This is a genomic window from Paenibacillus sp. J22P51 (genome assembly GCF_059692215.1).
This window is the reverse complement of sequence record NZ_JCAUAZ010000021.1, coordinates 67716-86112: the sequence shown is the minus strand read 5'-3', so window position 1 is coordinate 86112 and position 18397 is coordinate 67716. Positions and strand designations below refer to the sequence as shown.

The 18397-nt window shown below is 41.7% G+C and carries 16 protein-coding genes; 8 read left to right on the top strand and 8 right to left on the bottom strand.

Translation table 11 applies throughout. From position 1 onward, the window contains the following. Positions 1-347 precede the first annotated feature (347 nt). From AC58QC_RS27935 to dnaA, 8 genes are all read right to left on the bottom strand, one after another. On the bottom strand, positions 348-1412 hold the full coding sequence (locus tag AC58QC_RS27935; protein ID WP_497418305.1) for an HD-GYP domain-containing protein: 1065 nt from the start codon (positions 1410-1412) through the stop codon (positions 348-350). A gap of 82 nt (positions 1413-1494) precedes the next feature. Next, positions 1495-3987 (bottom strand): DNA gyrase subunit A, encoded by a 2493-nt coding sequence (gyrA, locus tag AC58QC_RS27930; protein WP_497418304.1) that lies wholly within the window; start codon positions 3985-3987, stop codon positions 1495-1497. Positions 3988-4035: 48 nt separating this feature from the next. Then, positions 4036-5952, bottom strand: coding sequence for a DNA topoisomerase (ATP-hydrolyzing) subunit B (gene gyrB, locus AC58QC_RS27925; RefSeq protein WP_497418303.1), 1917 nt, complete (start codon positions 5950-5952; stop codon positions 4036-4038). Positions 5953-5987: 35 nt separating this feature from the next. Beyond that, a complete protein-coding gene (remB, locus tag AC58QC_RS27920; RefSeq protein ID WP_497268719.1) occupies positions 5988-6236 on the bottom strand; it encodes an extracellular matrix regulator RemB in 249 nt (82 codons plus the stop codon). Positions 6237-6241: 5 nt separating this feature from the next. Beyond that, positions 6242-7360 (bottom strand): DNA replication/repair protein RecF, encoded by a 1119-nt coding sequence (recF, locus tag AC58QC_RS27915; protein ID WP_497418302.1) that lies wholly within the window; start codon positions 7358-7360, stop codon positions 6242-6244. Positions 7361-7387: 27 nt separating this feature from the next. Then, positions 7388-7603, bottom strand: a complete 216-nt coding sequence (gene yaaA / locus AC58QC_RS27910; RefSeq protein WP_497418301.1) for a S4 domain-containing protein YaaA — start codon at positions 7601-7603, stop codon at positions 7388-7390. Positions 7604-7617: 14 nt separating this feature from the next. Beyond that, on the bottom strand, positions 7618-8760 hold the full coding sequence (dnaN, locus tag AC58QC_RS27905) for a DNA polymerase III subunit beta (RefSeq protein WP_497418300.1): 1143 nt from the start codon (positions 8758-8760) through the stop codon (positions 7618-7620). Between the two features lie 180 nt (positions 8761-8940). After that, positions 8941-10308 (bottom strand): chromosomal replication initiator protein DnaA, encoded by a 1368-nt coding sequence (gene dnaA, locus AC58QC_RS27900; RefSeq protein WP_497418299.1) that lies wholly within the window; start codon positions 10306-10308, stop codon positions 8941-8943. Positions 10309-10946: 638 nt separating this feature from the next. Here dnaA and rpmH point away from each other — a divergent pair. The 8 genes from rpmH (at position 10947) to noc (ending at position 18278) form a co-directional block, all read left to right on the top strand. After that, positions 10947-11081 (top strand): 50S ribosomal protein L34, encoded by a 135-nt coding sequence (gene rpmH, locus AC58QC_RS27895; RefSeq protein WP_028557239.1) that lies wholly within the window; start codon positions 10947-10949, stop codon positions 11079-11081. A 135-nt stretch (positions 11082-11216) separates the two neighbouring features. Next, on the top strand, positions 11217-11576 hold the full coding sequence (rnpA, locus tag AC58QC_RS27890; RefSeq protein WP_497418298.1) for a ribonuclease P protein component: 360 nt from the start codon (positions 11217-11219) through the stop codon (positions 11574-11576). A gap of 71 nt (positions 11577-11647) precedes the next feature. Then, a complete protein-coding gene (yidC, locus tag AC58QC_RS27885; protein WP_497364968.1) occupies positions 11648-12421 on the top strand; it encodes a membrane protein insertase YidC in 774 nt (257 codons plus the stop codon). Beyond that, positions 12418-13035 (top strand): RNA-binding cell elongation regulator Jag/EloR, encoded by a 618-nt coding sequence (jag, locus tag AC58QC_RS27880; RefSeq protein ID WP_497349484.1) that lies wholly within the window; start codon positions 12418-12420, stop codon positions 13033-13035. Before yidC ends, jag begins: the two co-directional genes overlap by 4 nt. Before the next feature lie 74 nt (positions 13036-13109). Beyond that, entirely contained in the window at positions 13110-14486 is a 1377-nt protein-coding gene (gene mnmE, locus AC58QC_RS27875) for a tRNA uridine-5-carboxymethylaminomethyl(34) synthesis GTPase MnmE (RefSeq protein WP_497418297.1), read from the top strand. Between the two features lie 46 nt (positions 14487-14532). Continuing rightward, positions 14533-16428: a tRNA uridine-5-carboxymethylaminomethyl(34) synthesis enzyme MnmG gene (mnmG, locus tag AC58QC_RS27870; protein ID WP_497418296.1), complete on the top strand. Its 1896-nt coding sequence runs from the start codon at positions 14533-14535 to the stop codon at positions 16426-16428. A gap of 3 nt (positions 16429-16431) precedes the next feature. Continuing rightward, positions 16432-17157 (top strand): 16S rRNA (guanine(527)-N(7))-methyltransferase RsmG, encoded by a 726-nt coding sequence (gene rsmG / locus AC58QC_RS27865; protein WP_497418295.1) that lies wholly within the window; start codon positions 16432-16434, stop codon positions 17155-17157. A 305-nt stretch (positions 17158-17462) separates the two neighbouring features. After that, a complete protein-coding gene (gene noc / locus AC58QC_RS27860) occupies positions 17463-18278 on the top strand; it encodes a nucleoid occlusion protein (protein WP_497418294.1) in 816 nt (271 codons plus the stop codon). Positions 18279-18397: the final 119 nt, after the last annotated feature.

The following is an 18397-nucleotide window of genomic DNA, read 5'->3' as shown; positions in this document are numbered from 1 at the left end:
TCTGAAAGCTTAATTGCTCATTTGCGTTGCTAGCGAGATTTTGCAATCTCTTTTTTGAACGATTTCTCGTTCGTGCTTACTCACTCGTTGTTCAGTTTTCAAAGATCAATTATTTCCTTTTTAATCCTTCGCCCCTCAAAGGCGACTTGATTAATATACCACAACGGCCTACTTCATTGCAAGAACTTTTTTCAATTTCTTTCGTTCTCTTGTTCGACCGCCGAAGCGACAAGGAGTAATATAACAAATCCCCCAAAGGATTGCAAGCTTTATTTGCTTATTCATTTGAAATTAGATTTTGAATAAAAAACCCTCTCTCTTAGCGAGAAAGGGTTGACGATATCGTTTTAAATATGGCCAATCACATCTTGAATGAATAGATTTCTTTCGACGGTTAAGTTAACGATTGTACCATTTACATTAACCCACGGTCTTGTAGGATATGAGCGATCGGAGAACACGATCTCACCCACACGGTTGTCACTTAGCTTCACAAGCGTTCCGTTACTGATTTGCGTAGATTTATTCATAAAGACTTGGACAAGTGTAGGATCTACTTTTCCGAAGGATTCGTTCAGTAATTGCTCTAATACAACATAAGGCGAAAGTGCTGCTTTATAATATCGTTCATTTGTCATCGCATTATAAATATCGGCAATGGCTACGATTTTCGCATAGATATGAATCTTATCTGACTTTACACCTAATGGATAGCCTGAGCCGTCTTCGCGTTCGTGATGTTGAAGGGCAGTTAGCTTCACACCTTCGTTGATACCAGATATATTCTTTAGAATTTGGTAGCCAATCAGTGTATGTTGCTTGACTTCATCCATTTCTACAGCTGTTAAAGGATTCTTCTTCTCTAGCAGTGCACGATCTACCTTACTAGTACCAATATCATGTAGTAATCCTGCTAGTGCTATTTGGACTAAGTCCTTCTGAGGAAGACCTGCCCACCTAGCTAGCGAATAGGAGGTTAAACTCACTAAAATACTTTTATGATAAATATACTCATGAATTTGCCGATTTTTGGGAGTGAAGGTGAGCACTATATAGGCATCAATATGACGAATAAGCGCTTCTATGCCTGTCCGAATTTCTAATATAGGAAGCTGTTGACCACCATTAGCAAGAAGAAAGACTCTTTTGAGCAGCTTCACCATTTTCTGATATTCCAAATAAAACGGATGTACTGTCTCAGATTCTCTCACTTTGGATTCTTCGCTGGCTTGTTCTATTTCATTGCTCTTGGATTCAATATAAACAGAAGGAATGAGGAATGCTTTCAGAATCTCAAGTTCCCTCTCCTGAATGACTTTTCCTTTGTGAAAAAGCGTATTGCCCATCTTGGTTATTACGATATCGCCTAATCTTTCACCATATTTTAATTGCGAAACGGCTACTGTCGGCACGGTCATTCACTCACCTTACTATTTCGTATACTCCATATTGTAAAGTAAAAGGGATGGGTTTGTAAGCCCCCATCCCTACATTTTATTCCTCTGACTCTGTCGTTTCAGTTGTTTCTTCCCAGTCGCCGTCTTCCTCAGACTCGTTCTGTTCTTCACTCTTCTGTACGCGAGCCAATGTTCCTACTTCATCGTCTTCACGAATATTAATCAGACGAACACCTTGCGTATTACGTCCCATGACTGAAATACCGGCCATACTTGTACGTATAACCGTACCCGATGCCGAAATGATCATCAGATCCTCGTCCTCTTGCACCACTTTGAGACCGACAATCGGACCATTTTTCTCCGTGACATTCAAAGTTTTGATACCTTTACCACCACGTGATTGTATCCGATACTCGGAAACAGGCGTCCGCTTACCAAAGCCTTTCGACGTTACGATCAGTACGCTATTATCTTCATGGACAACGTCCATATCGATGACAGCATCCTCATCATCCAAGTGTATACCTTTAACTCCCGTAGCCGATCTACCCATTGAACGTACATCGCTCTCTGGGAAGTGAATGGACATTCCTAGCTTGGTCCCCATAATAATACCCTGGTTACCGTCCGTTAATTTAACTCCGATAAGATCATCATCTTCTCGTAAATTGATGGCGATTAACCCACCCTTGCGAATGTTTGAATAATCATCAATCGGCGTTTTCTTTACAACCCCTTGCTTCGTTGCAAAGAAGAGATACTGCTCTGTTTCAAAGCTTTCGACCGGAATTACCGCATTAACGGTTTCTCCTTGTTCGATTTGAATCAGATTAATAATTGGCGTTCCACGAGCTGTACGGCTCAAATCTGGAATCTCGTAAGCTTTCAAACGATAGACTTTACCTTTATTCGTAAAGAACATCAGATAATGATGTGTATTCGTTACGAATAAGTGTTCTACGAAGTCGTTATCTTTTGTATCCATACCGACAACACCGCGTCCTCCACGCTTCTGGTTCCGATAAGTCGTAACCGGTAGACGCTTAATGTAGCCTGTATGTGTAATCGTAATGACGACATCTTCACGTGGGATAAGGTCTTCATCTTCAATACTTTCTTCACCAACTGTAATTTCAGAACGTCGGTCATCACCGAACTTTTCTTTAATTTCATTTAGTTCTTCACTAATGATCGCTAGAATCAGCTGCTCATCGGCAAGAATCGCTTTAAGCTCAGCAATTCTCTTCATGAGTTCTGCATATTCAGCCTCAATCTTCTCACGTTCCAAACCAGTCAACCGCTGTAAACGCATATCGAGAATGGCTTGTGCTTGATCCAGGCTCAGACTAAATGTCGTCATGAGTCCTTCTCTCGCCTCATCCGTTGTACGAGAAGAACGAATTAAAGCAATAACTTGATCCAGATGATCAAGTGCAATACGCAAACCCTCTAAAATGTGCGCTCTTGCTTCCGCCTTGCGCAGATCAAATTCGGTTCTACGACGAATGACTTCTTGCTGATGTTTAAGATAATAATGCAGCATCTCACGAAGATTTAAAACTTTTGGTTCTCCGTTGACGAGAGCGAGCATAATAATACCGAAATTTGATTGCATAGCTGTCTGTTTGAACAAGTTGTTCAGAACAACGTTAGGGTTCACGTCTCGTCGCAGCTCGATCACAACTCGCATCCCGTTACGGTCAGACTCATCTCGAAGATCAGTGATTCCATCAATCTTCTTCTCACGCACAAGCTCAGCAATTTTCTCTACTAATCTTGCTTTATTCACTTGATAAGGCAGTTCATTCACAATGATTCTAGCCTTATTATTATTCTCTTCAATGACCGTTCTAGCTCTCATCGTAACGGAGCCTCTACCTGTGGTGTAGGCTTGTCTGATGCCTTCGCGTCCAAGTATGAATCCGGCCGTAGGGAAATCAGGCCCTTTAATCGCTTGCATTAATTCCATTGGCGTGACATCTGGATTCTCGATCATCATCTGAATACCCTCAATAACCTCTCTTAGGTTATGTGGGGGGATATTCGTTGCCATACCTACGGCGATCCCTGAGCTTCCGTTAACGAGTAAGTTCGGGAAACGAGAAGGGAGAACGACAGGCTCGTTTTCTTCGCCATCGTAGTTTGGTTTATAATCGATTGTCTCTCTGTTAATATCACGAAGAAGCTCCATTGCAATCTTCGATAAACGAGCTTCGGTATAACGCATAGCTGCTGCCATATCACCGTCGATCGATCCGAAGTTCCCATGTCCATCAACAAGCATATAACGCAGGGAGAAATCTTGTGCCATCCGAACCATAGTTTCGTAAACGGCGGTGTCACCATGTGGATGATACTTACCGATTACTTCACCAACGATTCTCGCTGATTTCTTATGTGGCTTATCTGGAGACATGCCTAGTTCAGACATCGCAAACAAGATACGACGATGAACCGGCTTCAGACCGTCTCTAACATCTGGCAGTGCGCGACTGACAATGATACTCATCGCATAGTCTAAGAAGGATGTACGCATTTCGGTCGAAATGTCAATTTCTTTGACTTGCGAATGTAATTCTTCGCTCATGAATGTTCCTCCTGAAAGCTTACATCGTTTGCAACGTCTCTGACGACGTTAGATATCTAAATTTTTCACGTATTTTGCATGTTCCTCGATGAAATCACGTCTAGGCTCTACATTATCGCCCATCAATGAATCAAAGAGTGTGTCCGCTTCTATAGCATCTTCGATCGTCACTTGCAGGAGTGTACGGCTTTCCGGATCCATGGTTGTTTCCCATAGCTGGCCCGGATTCATCTCGCCAAGTCCTTTATAACGTTGGACATTGACTTTCACGCCTTCACCGAACTCTTGCATAATGACTTCACGTTGCTTTTCGTTATACGCATATCGAATTGTTTTATTACGCTCAAGCTTAAAGAGTGGTGGTTGTGCAATATACACATAGCCAGTCTCAATTAGTTTTTTCATGTAGCGGTATAAGAAGGTAAGCAGCAAGGTACGAATATGCGCACCATCCACATCGGCATCTGTCATGATAATGATCTTGTGGTAACGGGCTTTAGCGATATCGAAATCATCGCTGATTCCTGTGCCGAAGGCTGTAATCATGGCACGAATCTCGGTGTTGGATAAAATACGATCCAAGCGTGCTTTTTCTACATTCAAAATTTTACCGCGCAGAGGCAGAATCGCTTGGAAGTGACGATCACGTCCTTGCTTCGCTGAACCACCTGCGGAGTCACCTTCTACAATGTAAATCTCACTGATAGAAGCGTCTTTGGAAGAGCAGTCTGCTAGTTTACCAGGCAGGGCACTGACTTCTAGTGCGCTTTTGCGACGAGTCAACTCTCTGGCTTTACGCGCAGCTTCTCTTGCCCTAGCAGCCTGAATACCTTTTTCAAGGATTTTCCGTGCTACAGCTGGATTTTCTTCAAGGAATTCTTGCAATTTTTCTGCGAAAAGGGATTCCACAATACCACGAACTTCACTGTTTCCTAGCTTCGTTTTGGTTTGGCCCTCGAACTGAGGCTCTGGTATTTTCACGGAAATAATCGCAGCAAGACCCTCACGCACATCATCCCCAGAAAGATTCGAATCGCTTTCTTTGATGGAATTATTTTTACGAGCATAGTCATTCAGAATCCGCGTCAGTGCGCTTTTGAAGCCTGATTCATGCGTTCCGCCCTCATGCGTATTGATATTATTGGCAAAAGAGTAAATGTTCTCGGTATAGCTGTCGTTATACTGGAGAGCAATCTCAATCGAAATGTTATCTTTAGCACCTTCTACATAGATCGGGGCTTCATTGACGACTTCACGGTTGCGATTCAAATGCTGCACAAAGGACACAATACCGCCCTCGTACATATGTGTTGCTACCGTATCAGTACGCTCATCAATCAAGTTAATTTCGATGCCTTTATTCAAGAAAGCAAGCTCTCGAATTCTGGATTGCAGCGTATCGAAATCATATTCTGTTGTTTCTTTGAAAATCTCCGGATCTGGCTGGAACGTAACCGTGGTGCCCGTTTCTTCGGTTTCACCTACGACTTTCACATCATATTGCGGCGTTCCGCGGCGGTATTCTTGTTGATGAATTTGGCCTTTATTTTTTACTTGCACAGTTAAGTGCTCAGACAGCGCATTAACAACGGAAATACCTACACCATGCAGACCACCGGAAACTTTGTAACCGGAATCCTCACCACCGAATTTACCACCTGCGTGGAGCACGGTAAGTACAACTTCAAGTGTTGGTCTTTTCAGCTTGGCATTTTCCCCAACTGGAATTCCGCGTCCATTATCAATAACAGTAACACTATTATTTTTATGGACAATAACATCAATTTTTGTACAAAATCCGGCCAAAGCCTCATCGATACTATTATCTACAACTTCCCAAACGAGATGGTGCAGTCCTCGGGCACTAGTAGAACCAATATACATACCCGGTCTTTTGCGAACGGCTTCTAAACCTTCCAAAACCTGAATCTGACTGTCATCGTACGCATTTTGATTCACAGACATGCTACTCTTCACCTGCTTTTTTATATTAAAAGAAGTTAATTCGTCAATAACTGATTAGCTCTTTTTTTGAGCGTTGTTGAGGAAATAGGGGAATAATACACTTTGTTTTTGGTCACTACGAGTGACTTGCAATCTTCTTCACCAATTTGCTCGGTTCTTTTATCCTTTAATGCTTGTTGAATGAACTGCTTTGATATTTTGGATGACTTCTCAATCGAGATATCAAATATAGCAATTAACTCGGAGGCTCGAATAATTTTCTCTCCACCCAAATGAATAAACATGCTCCTCAGCTCCTGCCGCTTACATTTCCTTTCAAAACATGAAACACGGAAGCATGATCCAGTTGGTCCAAATGAACACTCTCTAGACCTGTTGTCGTAATAAATGTTTGGACTTTCTGCTGAAACGTGCGAATTAACTGTGTCTGTCTATATTCATCCAACTCCGATAGGACATCATCTAGCAATAGCAGGGGATATTCGCCCACTTCCTCATGAATGAGTTCAATCTCTGCAAGCTTGAGTGATAACGCGGTTGTGCGCTGCTGACCTTGGGAGCCGTACGTTTGGACTTCTTTGTCATTAATGTAAAAGAGAAGATCGTCACGATGAGGTCCCACCAAAGTTACGCCTCTTCGGAATTCTTGATCTTTCACCAAAGATAACTTTATCATAAATTGGTTTAATAAAACAGATTCATCTTCAAATGGCTCCATGTCAAAAGAAGGGGAGTAGCGAATAACCAACGCTTCACTATCGTTCGTTATCCCTCTGTGGATGTTCTCCGCCCATTTCTGAAGCTTCTTTATAAAGTTTTGACGCTTTTTCATAATTTTAACACCATACTGTGCTAATTGTTCATTCCAGATGTCCAGCATCGCGTCAGGAGTGCTTTTTCCAGGGTAATTTTGCTTTAAATAATTGTTTCGCTGCACCAAAATTTTTTGATACTGAGATAAGTCATGAATATAGGATGGCTGTACTTGGCCTATTTCCATATCTAGAAAACGTCGCCTAATCCCTGGTGTTCCTTTGACGATCTCTAAATCTTCAGGCGCAAACATCACAACATTAAGTGCACCAATAAAATTACTGAGCTTTTTTTGCTCAAGTCCGTTAATCTTCGCTTTTTTCCCCTTGGTTGAGATGGAGAGATCCAGCTTGCAGTTCCCGTACATCTTCTGAATCTCTGCATGCAGCAGGGTTTGTTCACCATTCCAGCCGATTAATTCTTTATCTTGGTGTGTGCGATGTGACTTGGTCATAGCCATTACATAGATGGATTCAAGTAAATTGGTTTTCCCCTGTGCGTTGGGTCCGACGAAAATATTGACGTTATTCGATGTTGTTAATTCAATCTGATCGTAATTTCTATAATGACTGAGTACGAGTTTATTCAGAAACATGGCCGATCATCCTCCTGGGTAATCCGATCAGGAGCTTATGACCTCGAATTGTCCAAAACCCTCCACCTTTACTACATCCTGCGGCACAAGTTTCCGACCTCTGCGATTTTCAGCTTGCCCGTTTACTTCGATTTTGGTTTCCACAACGAAAAATTTGGCTTGTCCACCTGTGGATATACAGTCCGATAATTTCAGAAACTGCCCAAGTGTTATATATGCAGTGTTGATAACTATTTGTTTCATGCGAGAGCGCTCCCTTAATTCGTTGTTCGATATGGCAAAATCAACTGTAAAATACTCGTGGAATCTTGCGGTTTCATAATGATTGGCTGCATAGCCCCGGTAAATCCAATTTGAATAAACTCGGAATCGAGTACCTTCAGCGCATCCAACATGTATTTGGAGTTAAACGAAATCTTAAGTAAATCACCAACAATATGCTGCAAAGCAATCTGCTCGGTTACTTTACCTAGCTCAGAGGAGCTCGATGAGATTTCGATGGTTTTGTCTTCCAGCATCATCATTTTAACAATATTCGTTTTGTCTTCTTTGGAGAGGAGGTAGGCACGGTCGATCGCTTCCGCCAATTCTTTGGTTGGAACAACCATTTCGGTTTGAAAGGATTGTGGAATTAGCTTAGATGTATCAGGGTACGTACCATCCAAAATACGCGAATAAAATAAAATCGATTGAATTTTGAATAAAACCTGGTTGTCCGCAATAACTATATCTATAAGGGTGTTTTGATCAGGCAAAATTTTGCTTAACTCGTTCAAGGTCCGTCCTGAAATAACGATATTGGGCAGATTTTGCGCAAGTTCATTATCAACAGTTACTTCTCTACTTGCCAGGCGATGACGATCGCAAGCAATAAATTTTAACTTATCTCCTGTAATGTTCCAAAGCACACCTGTAAGAATGGGTGTTGATTCATTGGTGGATACCGCATATGACGTTTGTTTAATCATTGTTTTAAGCAAATCACTTGGAAGGCGAAGCATTTTGCTTTCTTCGATTTCAGGTAGCAGTGGATACTCGTCTGGATCTAAGCCCATGATTTGAATTTCTGAAGATCCTGAACGGATTATGGTTTGGAAGTTGGCTTTGACTTCAATTTCGATCAGTTGAGCAGGCAGCTTACGAATGATTTCAACGAAAAATTTAGCGGGAAGTACAACACTCCCAGCTTGGATAAGTTCAATAATTTTAATTGTGCTGTTTTCACTGGCCGTAAAGCTTTGAATGGAAATGTCGGTATCACTGGCTGTTAAGGTGACACCACTTAAGGTTGCATCTATTTTGATCCCTGTAAGAATGGGTATCGTAGTACGAGAGGATATGGCTTTGGAAACGTGACCAATGGATTCAATTAAATGGTCTTTTAGGATAGTTAATTTCATGACTTCACTCCTGCAGTTCTTTTTTGACGGTGCGTTAGCATAATCATTATATAATATCATTCTTTATTAGTAATAGCAGTAGGGGCTCTGGATATGTGGATATGTGGATGAACCTGAGATAGAGCAAGCCTATCCACATGTGAATAGATTGTGCATAGGCTGAATGAAAATGTGATGTTATTAAGAGGGGTTTTTAATGCGTTCTGTAAGGTTATGGACAATCTTATATAAATCCTGATCGACTTTTAGCTGCTGCACGATTTTCTCATGCGCATGAATAACCGTTGTATGATCGCGACCCCCAAAATTATCTCCGATTTTCGGCAATGAGAAGTCTGTGAGCTCCCGTGCTAAGTACATCGCTACTTGTCTAGGGAAAGCCACGGCTTTTGTGCGTTTACGCGCTTTGAAATCTTCCAGCTTTAAACCATAGAATTCTCCAACTCGCGCTTGAATATCCTGTATTGTAATGACCCTTGGACGGTTGGACGGGATGATATCTTTCAATGCTTCGGCTGTCAGATGAACGGTAATATCCTGATTTATAAGGGATGAATACGCAACAACCCGAATTAACGCACCTTCCAGCTCACGAATGTTTGTGTCAATTTGGTTTGCGATATAGATCATGGCTTCATTGGGGATCTCGAGATTTTCAGCTTTGGCCTTTTTGCGCAGAATAGCGATACGCGTTTCTAGGTCAGGGGGCTGAATGTCCGTGATAAGGCCCCACTCGAAACGTGAGCGCAACCGATCCTCCAAGGTTGGAATTTCTTTAGGCGGGCGGTCACTTGAGATAATAATTTGCTTGCCTTCTTCATGAAGCGCGTTGAAGGTATGGAAAAACTCTTCCTGGGTTCCTTCTTTACCTGCAAGGAACTGAATATCATCGATGAGCAGCACATCAATCGTACGATATTTATTTCGAAAGCCTTCCCCGCGGTTATCACGGACTGCATTGATGAATTCATTGGTAAACTTTTCGGAGGATATATATAGAACCCGAGAACCTGGGTTATGTTCGAGTACATAGTGTCCGATCGCATGCATGAGATGAGTTTTACCTAGTCCAACACCCCCATATAAAAAGAGGGGATTATATGCTTTTGCCGGTGCTTCAGCTACTGCAAGGGAAGCTGCGTGAGCAAACCGGTTGCCTGAACCGATAACGAAGGTATCGAAGGTGTACCTTGCGTTCATCATACTTGTAAAGTTTTCTTCACCCGCAACAATTGCCGGGCCTTTAGGGGGAATGACAATAGGTTGAATAGCTGTCGTCGATTGTGACTTCTGCTCTTCGGTTTCGATGACGAACTTAACGGATACTTGCTTGCCGGTAAAATCGTAGATCGTAGTTTCGATCAACTTCGTGTATCTGCTTTCTAACCACTCTTGCGCAAAATTATTAGGTGCGCAAATGATGACGGTTGAATCGTTGAAAACAGTCGCCTTGGTTGATTTGAGCCAAGTGTCAAAGCTCGGCTTACTGAGCTTCGTTTGAATAATCGTTAAAATTTGTTGCCAAAGGTCCGTAGAATGGCCTTCCACAGTACTTCACTCCTTTTGAATCAAACATGTGGCATAGGCCAGGAAAACGTTGTATATGATGTATGGAAAAACGTGATAATGAGAAAACTCACGTTGGAAGCTCAAAAGAATAGGTAGTTAGCATATAGCGTGCCCAAATATCTTCTAAAAGAATCTTATGTCTGGTGGGGTCAAAAAAGGATGACTTTTGTCGGTTTTATCCACACTATTAAGGAACCGCAGAAATGACTTATTCTTGTAGAGGGTAGTTTGTGCACATTGTTATCCACAGGATGTTGATAACTTGGAGGTTTAGTGGCGTATATCCACAGCAGAAACATTACTATCTTAACAAAAGATACCTTGTTAATCAACGGATTGTTTCGGATTATCCACAATAACAACAACTTGTGGGTAGAAATTGTTCACAACACAAGATATTGTTGATATTCTGTTGATTTTCGACAAAGTTTGTTCTTTCTCGTCAAAACTTTATACACAGCTTATTCTTTTGACAGGATATACGGACAATATCATTCCAACCTCACTCCCAAATACTGCACACTTGGGTAGGTTGACTTTCTTCTGTGAAAATGATTTAATGAGTAGTAGAAATTTTGTAGGATGGATATCCTCAGCCAGGTAGGGAGGTGCTATAGATGGGTCCAACATTTAACCCGAATACGAGAAAGCGTAAGAAGAACCATGGTTTCCGTAAAAGAATGAGCACGAAGAACGGTCGTAAAGTTCTACAAGCTCGTCGTCTTAAAGGAAGAAAAGTTCTAAGCGCGTAAGAAAAGGCTCCGAAAGGGGCTTTTTTTTTTGCATTTTGCTGTACGGTTTACATTGAACTGGTTTTGTTAAAACTAGATTAGATATGCGGTATTTGTTCAATTAATGAATGTGATCTGTCTGGAGTGTACACGGCTGTGGAGAAACAATATCGGTTAGCAAAAAGAGAAGACTTTAGTAAGGTGTATCGCTATGGGAAATCTATGGCCAATCAGCAATTCGTTCTTTATTATTTGCCGCAGCCGAAAGCAGAGGCGTTTCGTTTCGGGGTTTCGGTTTCTAAGAAGATTGGAAATGCGGTTGTACGTAATCGTTTGAGACGAATGATGAAAGAAATAATTCGTCTGAAAAAGGAAAATATGACACCTCAATATGATTACATTCTGCTAGCTAGAAAACCTGTTGTTGATATGGCTTATGCGGACATGGAAAAAAGTATCTGGCATGTCATTCGTAAAGCTTCTTTATATAAAAAAAATGACGCCATAAAAAAGTAACGCAATATTTCCTTGCGGGCTGAAGTTGTGTTATAGTTTATCTTGGAAAAGACATTTAGGAGGATCTCATTTTGACTCGTCGAATTTATATGCTAGTAGCACTGTCTTCGGTGATTTTACTTTTGTCCGGATGTAGCCCCTCAGGTGCAGCATCAGCGCCAATCGACCCGAACACGGCTAATTTTTTCACTAAGTACTTTACGTACCCGCTTTCGCAAACGCTTGACTGGTTCGCTGATCATTTATGGGGTCAATATGGATTGTCCATCTTGGTCGTAACGATTATTATTCGATTGATTATTTTGCCGCTTACGCTTAAGCAATACAAAAGCTCCAAACGGATGCAGGATCTGCAGCCTGAAATGAAGAAGCTTAAAGAGAAATATAAAGATGATGCGAAAAAGCAACAAGAAGAAACGATGAAATTGTTTCAGCAAAATGGTGTTAATCCGCTAGCTGGCTGTTTCCCTATCATCGTTCAAATGCCGATTCTTATCGCCTTGTATCAAGCGATTATGCGAAATCAAGAAATTCATGAACACACATTCCTATGGTTGAATCTTGGTAAGCCGGATCACCTGTATATACTGCCTTTGATTGCCGCGGCTACTACGTTTGTTCAACAAATGTTTATGTCTTCCCAAATGAATCAACAAATGAAAAGCTTAATGTATATTTTCCCGGTTATGATTTTCGTCATGTCCATGAATTTTGCATCGGCACTTCCGCTGTACTGGATTTACGGTAACATTTTCACAATCGTTCAGTCTTATTTCATCTATGGTGCTCCTGGTTCACAAAAAAAGCCTGGATCTCAAAATAATAAGGGTGGCCTGTCTAAATGAAGAAAATCGTGGTGACTGGAAAGACAATTGAACTAGCAGTTAAATCTGGTCTAGATCAATGGCAAGTTTCGGAGGATCGTGTACATATTCATATTTTGGAACAGCCCTCACGAGGGTTGTTCGGGTTTATTGGATCCAGAGTTGCGAAGGTTGAGCTTGAATTGATACCTGATCCACTTGAGGAAGCTATAGCTTTCTTACAAGATATGTTCGAAGCGATGCAAATTTCCATCACCATAGATACACATAAAGATCGTGAAGGCTATGTCTTAAATATGAGTGGTTCAGAATTAGGTATTTTGATTGGTAAAAGGGGACAAACGCTCGATGCACTTCAGTATCTAGTTAATATTGTTGGAAATCGGTATGCGAATTCTCATTTCCGTATCATCTTAGATGCGGAGAATTTCCGTGATCGTCGGAAGAAAACGTTGGAAGAGCTGGCGTTAAGACTGGCTAATCGCGTTATTAAGTCTAAAAAAGAAGTGATTTTGGAGCCGATGAATTCGCAAGAACGCAAAATTATCCATGCTGAATTACAAGGTCATCCTGTTATCAAAACGTACAGTAAAGGCGAAGAACCGAATCGTCGGGTTGTCATCGCTGTTAAATAACACAGATTGCAATGACTTGGTTCATATGTCATTGCTTTTTCTTTAAGATGAGGTAAATTCGAGGTGCAAACACTATGTTAAATGATACGATTGCTGCTATTTCTACGCCGCTTGGTGAGGGTGGGATAGCGGTTATTCGTGTGAGCGGCGAGGAATCTGTCACATACGTTGAACGTATATTCCGCTCAAAAACGAAATTATCTGTTGCTGACACGCATACGGTACATTATGGATTCATTATAGAACCTGCTTCTGCCGAAAAGGTAGAGGAGGTTCTAGTTACGTTAATGAAAGCTCCGCGTTCTTTCACCATGGAGGATGTTGTCGAAATTAGCTGTCACGGCGGGATTGTCTCCGTTAAGAAAGTGCTTGATTTGCTGCTTATGCAAGGAGTTCGATTGGCTGAACCTGGTGAATTCACGAAGCGTGCTTTCTTGAATGGTCGTATTGACTTAACACAAGCAGAAGCGGTCATTGACTTGATTCGAGCTAAATCGGATCGAGCTTTCAAGGTCGCATTAAAGCAAGTGGAAGGGAATTTATCGAAGCAGATCAAGCATTTGCGTTATGTTCTCGTGGAGTTAATGGCTCATGTAGAGGTTAACATCGATTATCCTGAGCACGATGTCGAAGAAATGACGAATGCTTTCATCAAGACGAAGTGCGATACGGTCATGTTTGAGATTGATCGTTTATTGGTGACCGCAGAACAAGGTAAGATTTTGCGTGAAGGCATTGAGACGGCGATTGTCGGCAAACCTAATGTTGGGAAGTCTTCGTTATTAAATGAATTAGCGCAAGAGAATAGGGCTATTGTTACTGATATTCCAGGGACGACGCGGGATGTCATTGAAGAATTCGTTAATATTGGTGGTATTCCATTGAAGCTGTTGGATACAGCGGGTATACGTGAAACCTCAGATATTGTCGAACAAATTGGTGTGGAACGCTCGAAGACGGCGTTAGCTGAAGCGGATCTCATTTTACTTGTGTTGAATAGTAATGATGAGCTTCAATTCGATGAGATCGCGCTAATGAAGCAGTTGGCCGACAAGCAAACGATAGTCATTCTGAATAAAATTGACTTGGATCGTAAGCTAGACGTGGAACAAGTACTCAGTTATTTCCCGCAAGAGCGTATTGTGGAGTTATCTCTGATTGAGAATAAAGGTATTGAGGATTTGGAAAAAGCGATTGCTGCGATTTTCTTTGAAGGTAAGCTCGAATCAAGTGATCTAACGTATGTGAGTAATGTTCGTCATATTTCGTTGCTGAAGCAAGCAAAGCGTTCCTTACAGGATGCGTTGGATGCGAATGAGCAATATGTACCGATCGATATGATTCAAATTGATATCCGAGCTGCTTGGGAGCAGTTGGGGGAGATTATCGGCGATTCCGTAGGAGAGTCCTTAATCGATCAAATTTTTACACAATTCTGCTTAGGAAAATGAAAATCGACAGCATTTGCGTTTTCATAAAAGAGGGAGGGACGTTTCTATGGGATATCACGCAGGAGATTATGACGTTATTGTTATCGGTGCCGGTCACGCGGGTTGTGAAGCCGCATTAGCTTCAGCACGCATGGGCTGCAACACGTTGCTATTAACGATCAATTTAGACATGGTTGCTTTCATGCCTTGCAACCCATCTATCGGTGGTCCGGCCAAAGGACATGTTGTTCGTGAGATCGACGCACTCGGCGGTGAAATGGGTCGCAATATTGATAAAACCTATATTCAACTTCGTATGTTGAATACAGGCAAGGGTCCAGCTGTTCACGCACTGCGCGCGCAAGCGGATAAATTTTCGTATCAGCACAAAATGAAAGAAACAATCGAAGCTACTCCTAACTTGACACTTCGTCAAGGGATGGCTGAAGAGCTGATCGTTGAAAATGGCGTTTGTAAAGGTCTTATTACTAAAACAGGCGCTGAATATTATGCGAAATCTGTCGTTTTAACGACGGGTACGTATTTACGTGGGAAAGTGATTATGGGCGAACTGATGTACGAGAGCGGACCTAATAATCAGCAGCCATCTGTTAAATTATCAGAGTCCTTGCGTAAGCTGGGCTTCGATCTTGTTCGTTTCAAAACAGGAACGCCGCCGCGTGTTCATAAGGACACGATCGATTTTAGCAAAACAGAAATTCAGCCAGGCGATGAGCAACCGAAGTTTTTCTCTTTTGAAACGAAAACAGGTTCGAATCATAATGAGCAGCTTCCGTGTTGGTTAACGTATACGTCTGCGGAGACACATCAGATTATTAATGATAATTTACACCGTGCTCCGATGTTCTCTGGTGCGATTGAAGGGACCGGTCCTAGATACTGTCCTTCTATTGAAGATAAAATTGTTCGTTTCAGCGATAAGCCGAAGCATCAAATTTTCTTAGAGCCAGAAGGTCACAGTACTTCAGAGTATTATGTACAAGGTCTATCCACGAGTATGCCGGAAGATGTTCAATTGGGGATTCTGCGTTCTATCCCTGGTCTAGAGAAAGTAGAAATGATGCGTACGGGTTATGCCATTGAGTATGATGCGGTCGTGCCAACACAGTTGAAACCATCTTTGGAGACGAAGTTGGTTAGCGGTCTTTTTACCGCTGGGCAAATTAACGGTACTTCGGGTTATGAAGAAGCTGCTGGTCAGGGTGTTATGGCGGGAATTAATGCAGCTCGTAAAGTGCAGGAGAAGGAAGCCGTTGTATTGGATCGCTCGGAAGGCTATATCGGAGTTCTAATTGATGATCTCGTGACAAAAGGGACAAGTGAGCCGTATCGCTTGCTTACTTCACGTGCGGAATATCGCTTGTTGCTGCGGCATGACAATGCAGATCTACGTTTGACGCCTATTGGCCACGAAATTGGATTGATTTCTGATGAGCGTTATGCGAAGTTTTTGAACAAAAAAGCACTAGTTGAGCAAGAAATTGAACGCTTATCAGAAGTGAAGGTTAGACCTGAGCCTCATGTTCAGGAATTACTACAAAGCTTGGAAAGCGTGCAGCTGACGAATTCTGTGCCAGCGATTTCCTTGCTGCGTCGTCCTGAGATAGAGTATAAACATATTGAACAAATGACGATGTCTCCTTTGGATTTAGATGAAGATATGAAAGAACAGGTCGGTATTCAAGTGAAGTACGCTGGCTATATTGAAAAGCAAAGTAATCAGGTTGATCGTTTGCGCAAAATGGAGAAGAAAAAGATTCCGGATGATATTGAATACAGTGAGATTCATGGTATCGCAACGGAAGCGAAACAAAAACTCGCTAAAATTCGTCCTATCTCTATTGGTCAAGCATCACGGATTAGCGGGGTTACACCTTCAGATATTTCTATTTTGCTCGTTTATTTGGAACATTACAATAGAGTCATAGCGGCAAGAGGTTAAGATATGGATGCTATACAGCAACAATTTATGGAGTTATTAGGAAAAGAGAATATTACTCTTTCTACACAACAGTTGGATCAGTTCGAGCAGTATTACAAGACACTCGTAGAGTGGAATGAGAAAATGAATCTAACGGGAATCACGGAGAGAGATCAAGTTTATCTTAAGCATTTCTATGATTCTCTCTCTGTGGCTTTTAATTTTGATATGGAGAAGGTTAAGTCCCTTGCTGATATTGGCTCAGGTGCTGGCTTTCCAAGCATACCGTTAAAGATTGCTTTCCCTCATCTCCAAGTTACGATCGTAGACTCGTTGAATAAACGCATTCTATTTTTAAAAGAAATCGTCTCGCAACTCGGTCTCTCGGATATGGACTGTGTGCATGGTAGGGCAGAGGATGTCGCTCGCTTACCTCGCTATCGTGATCACTTTGATCTCGTTACGGCAAGAGCTGTTGCGAAGCTGCAGGTCCTGAATGAGTTCTGTCTTCCTTTTGCGAAAAGCGGTGGAACCTTCATAGCGATGAAGGGTTCAGAAGTGGATGAGGAGATAAAAGAATCTTCATTTAGTTTAGTAGAATTGCGAGGGAAGGTCACGAACGTCATTCGGATGATTCTGCCTATTGAAGAATCTGTGAGACACTTTGTGGAAATTCGAAAGACAGCGTCGACGCCAGCTAAGTATCCTCGTAAAGCAGGCATACCTTTAAAAGAGCCACTTTACAAATAAGGCAAATGTTTCACGTGAAACATTTATCTTCTAGCCCATAGAATAGAAGGATTATTGCCTTCGATGGAGAATTACTATATAAGGTGAAAGCCCGTCTATTACTGGCTTCGCCTTAGATTTTATTTGTGATGTTGTAGTTGGATATTCGCAATTAATAGATTAAATTTACTAGAATCATACAGCATGAATGACATCGTCTCGGAATGGCGAATAGATCTTTTCACCTTGTATAGGACGGATAGGTCCTTTATCTATGACTGTACTGATCGCTTAAACTACGGGAAGAGTTGGTGGTAAGTTTTCCTATGAAAGAACAAATATCGAAGCTATTTGGCCTTGCAGATCGTTCAACGACGGATGAGGTCAAAAACATACCCGTAAATAGTATTATTCCAAGTCCCTATCAGCCAAGAACGCTTTTCGATGATGATCGAATTGATGAACTATGCCAAACCATTCGTACACATGGTATTATTCAGCCCATCGTTGTTCGAGTCAAAAATAATACATTTGAATTGATTGCCGGCGAACGACGTTTGCGTGCTGTTAAAAAGCTAGGTATGGATACAATACCAGCCATTGTTCGCGATTTTAATGACTCACAAGCGGCATCCATTGCGCTTATTGAAAATCTACAACGCGAAGGACTTACTGCGATCGAAGAGGCTGCAGCCTATTATCAGTTGATTGAGATGCATGATCTTACGCAGGAGAGCCTGGCGCAGCGACTTGGCAAGAGTCAATCTACGATCGCGAATAAGATTCGTCTTCTTCAATTGAGCGAGCCTGTAAAAATGGCGTTGATGGAACGTAAGATCACGGAGCGTCACGCACGTGCTCTACTAGCCTTAGATCAAGAAGAGCAGCAAGTTAAATTACTTGAAGAAATTATTACAAAAGAACTAAACGTAAAACAAACGGAGATTAAAATCAGCTTCCTAAAGGAAGCTGCAAAGATTAAGAAGTCTCGCCGCGTATCTTTTTCAAAGGATGTTAGGCTTGCTCTGAATACAATTCGACAATCGGTAGAAATGGTTTCGAGTTCGGGATTACATATCAATACCTCTGAACAAGATCATGATGATCATTATGAAATTATAATTAAGATTCCTAAGCGATAATTTAGGCATTCCTGCTACCTAAAACGGCGCAAGCCGTTTTTTTTGCATCTAATGGCACGAATCTATCAAATATTCATAAGGTAACTGGTTGATAGATATGGTAAGATAGTACTACTGCT

Excerpts from the sequence above, each read along its gene's own strand:
- gyrA (WP_497418304.1), bottom strand. The coding sequence starts at position 3,987 with ATGAGCGAAGAATTACATTCGCAAGTCAAAGAAATTGACATTTCGACC.
- gyrB (WP_497418303.1), bottom strand. The coding sequence starts at position 5,952 with ATGTCTGTGAATCAAAATGCGTACGATGACAGTCAGATTCAGGTTTTG.
- remB (WP_497268719.1), bottom strand. The coding sequence starts at position 6,236 with ATGTTTATTCATTTGGGTGGAGAGAAAATTATTCGAGCCTCCGAGTTA.
- recF (WP_497418302.1), bottom strand. The coding sequence starts at position 7,360 with ATGTTTCTGAATAAACTCGTACTCAGTCATTATAGAAATTACGATCAG.
- yaaA (WP_497418301.1), bottom strand. The coding sequence starts at position 7,603 with ATGAAACAAATAGTTATCAACACTGCATATATAACACTTGGGCAGTTT.
- dnaN (WP_497418300.1), bottom strand. The coding sequence starts at position 8,760 with ATGAAATTAACTATCCTAAAAGACCATTTAATTGAATCCATTGGTCAC.
- rpmH (WP_028557239.1), top strand. The coding sequence starts at position 10,947 with ATGGGTCCAACATTTAACCCGAATACGAGAAAGCGTAAGAAGAACCAT.
- jag (WP_497349484.1), top strand. The coding sequence starts at position 12,418 with ATGAAGAAAATCGTGGTGACTGGAAAGACAATTGAACTAGCAGTTAAA.
- mnmE (WP_497418297.1), top strand. The coding sequence starts at position 13,110 with ATGTTAAATGATACGATTGCTGCTATTTCTACGCCGCTTGGTGAGGGT.
- mnmG (WP_497418296.1), top strand. The coding sequence starts at position 14,533 with ATGGGATATCACGCAGGAGATTATGACGTTATTGTTATCGGTGCCGGT.
- rsmG (WP_497418295.1), top strand. The coding sequence starts at position 16,432 with ATGGATGCTATACAGCAACAATTTATGGAGTTATTAGGAAAAGAGAAT.
- noc (WP_497418294.1), top strand. The coding sequence starts at position 17,463 with ATGAAAGAACAAATATCGAAGCTATTTGGCCTTGCAGATCGTTCAACG.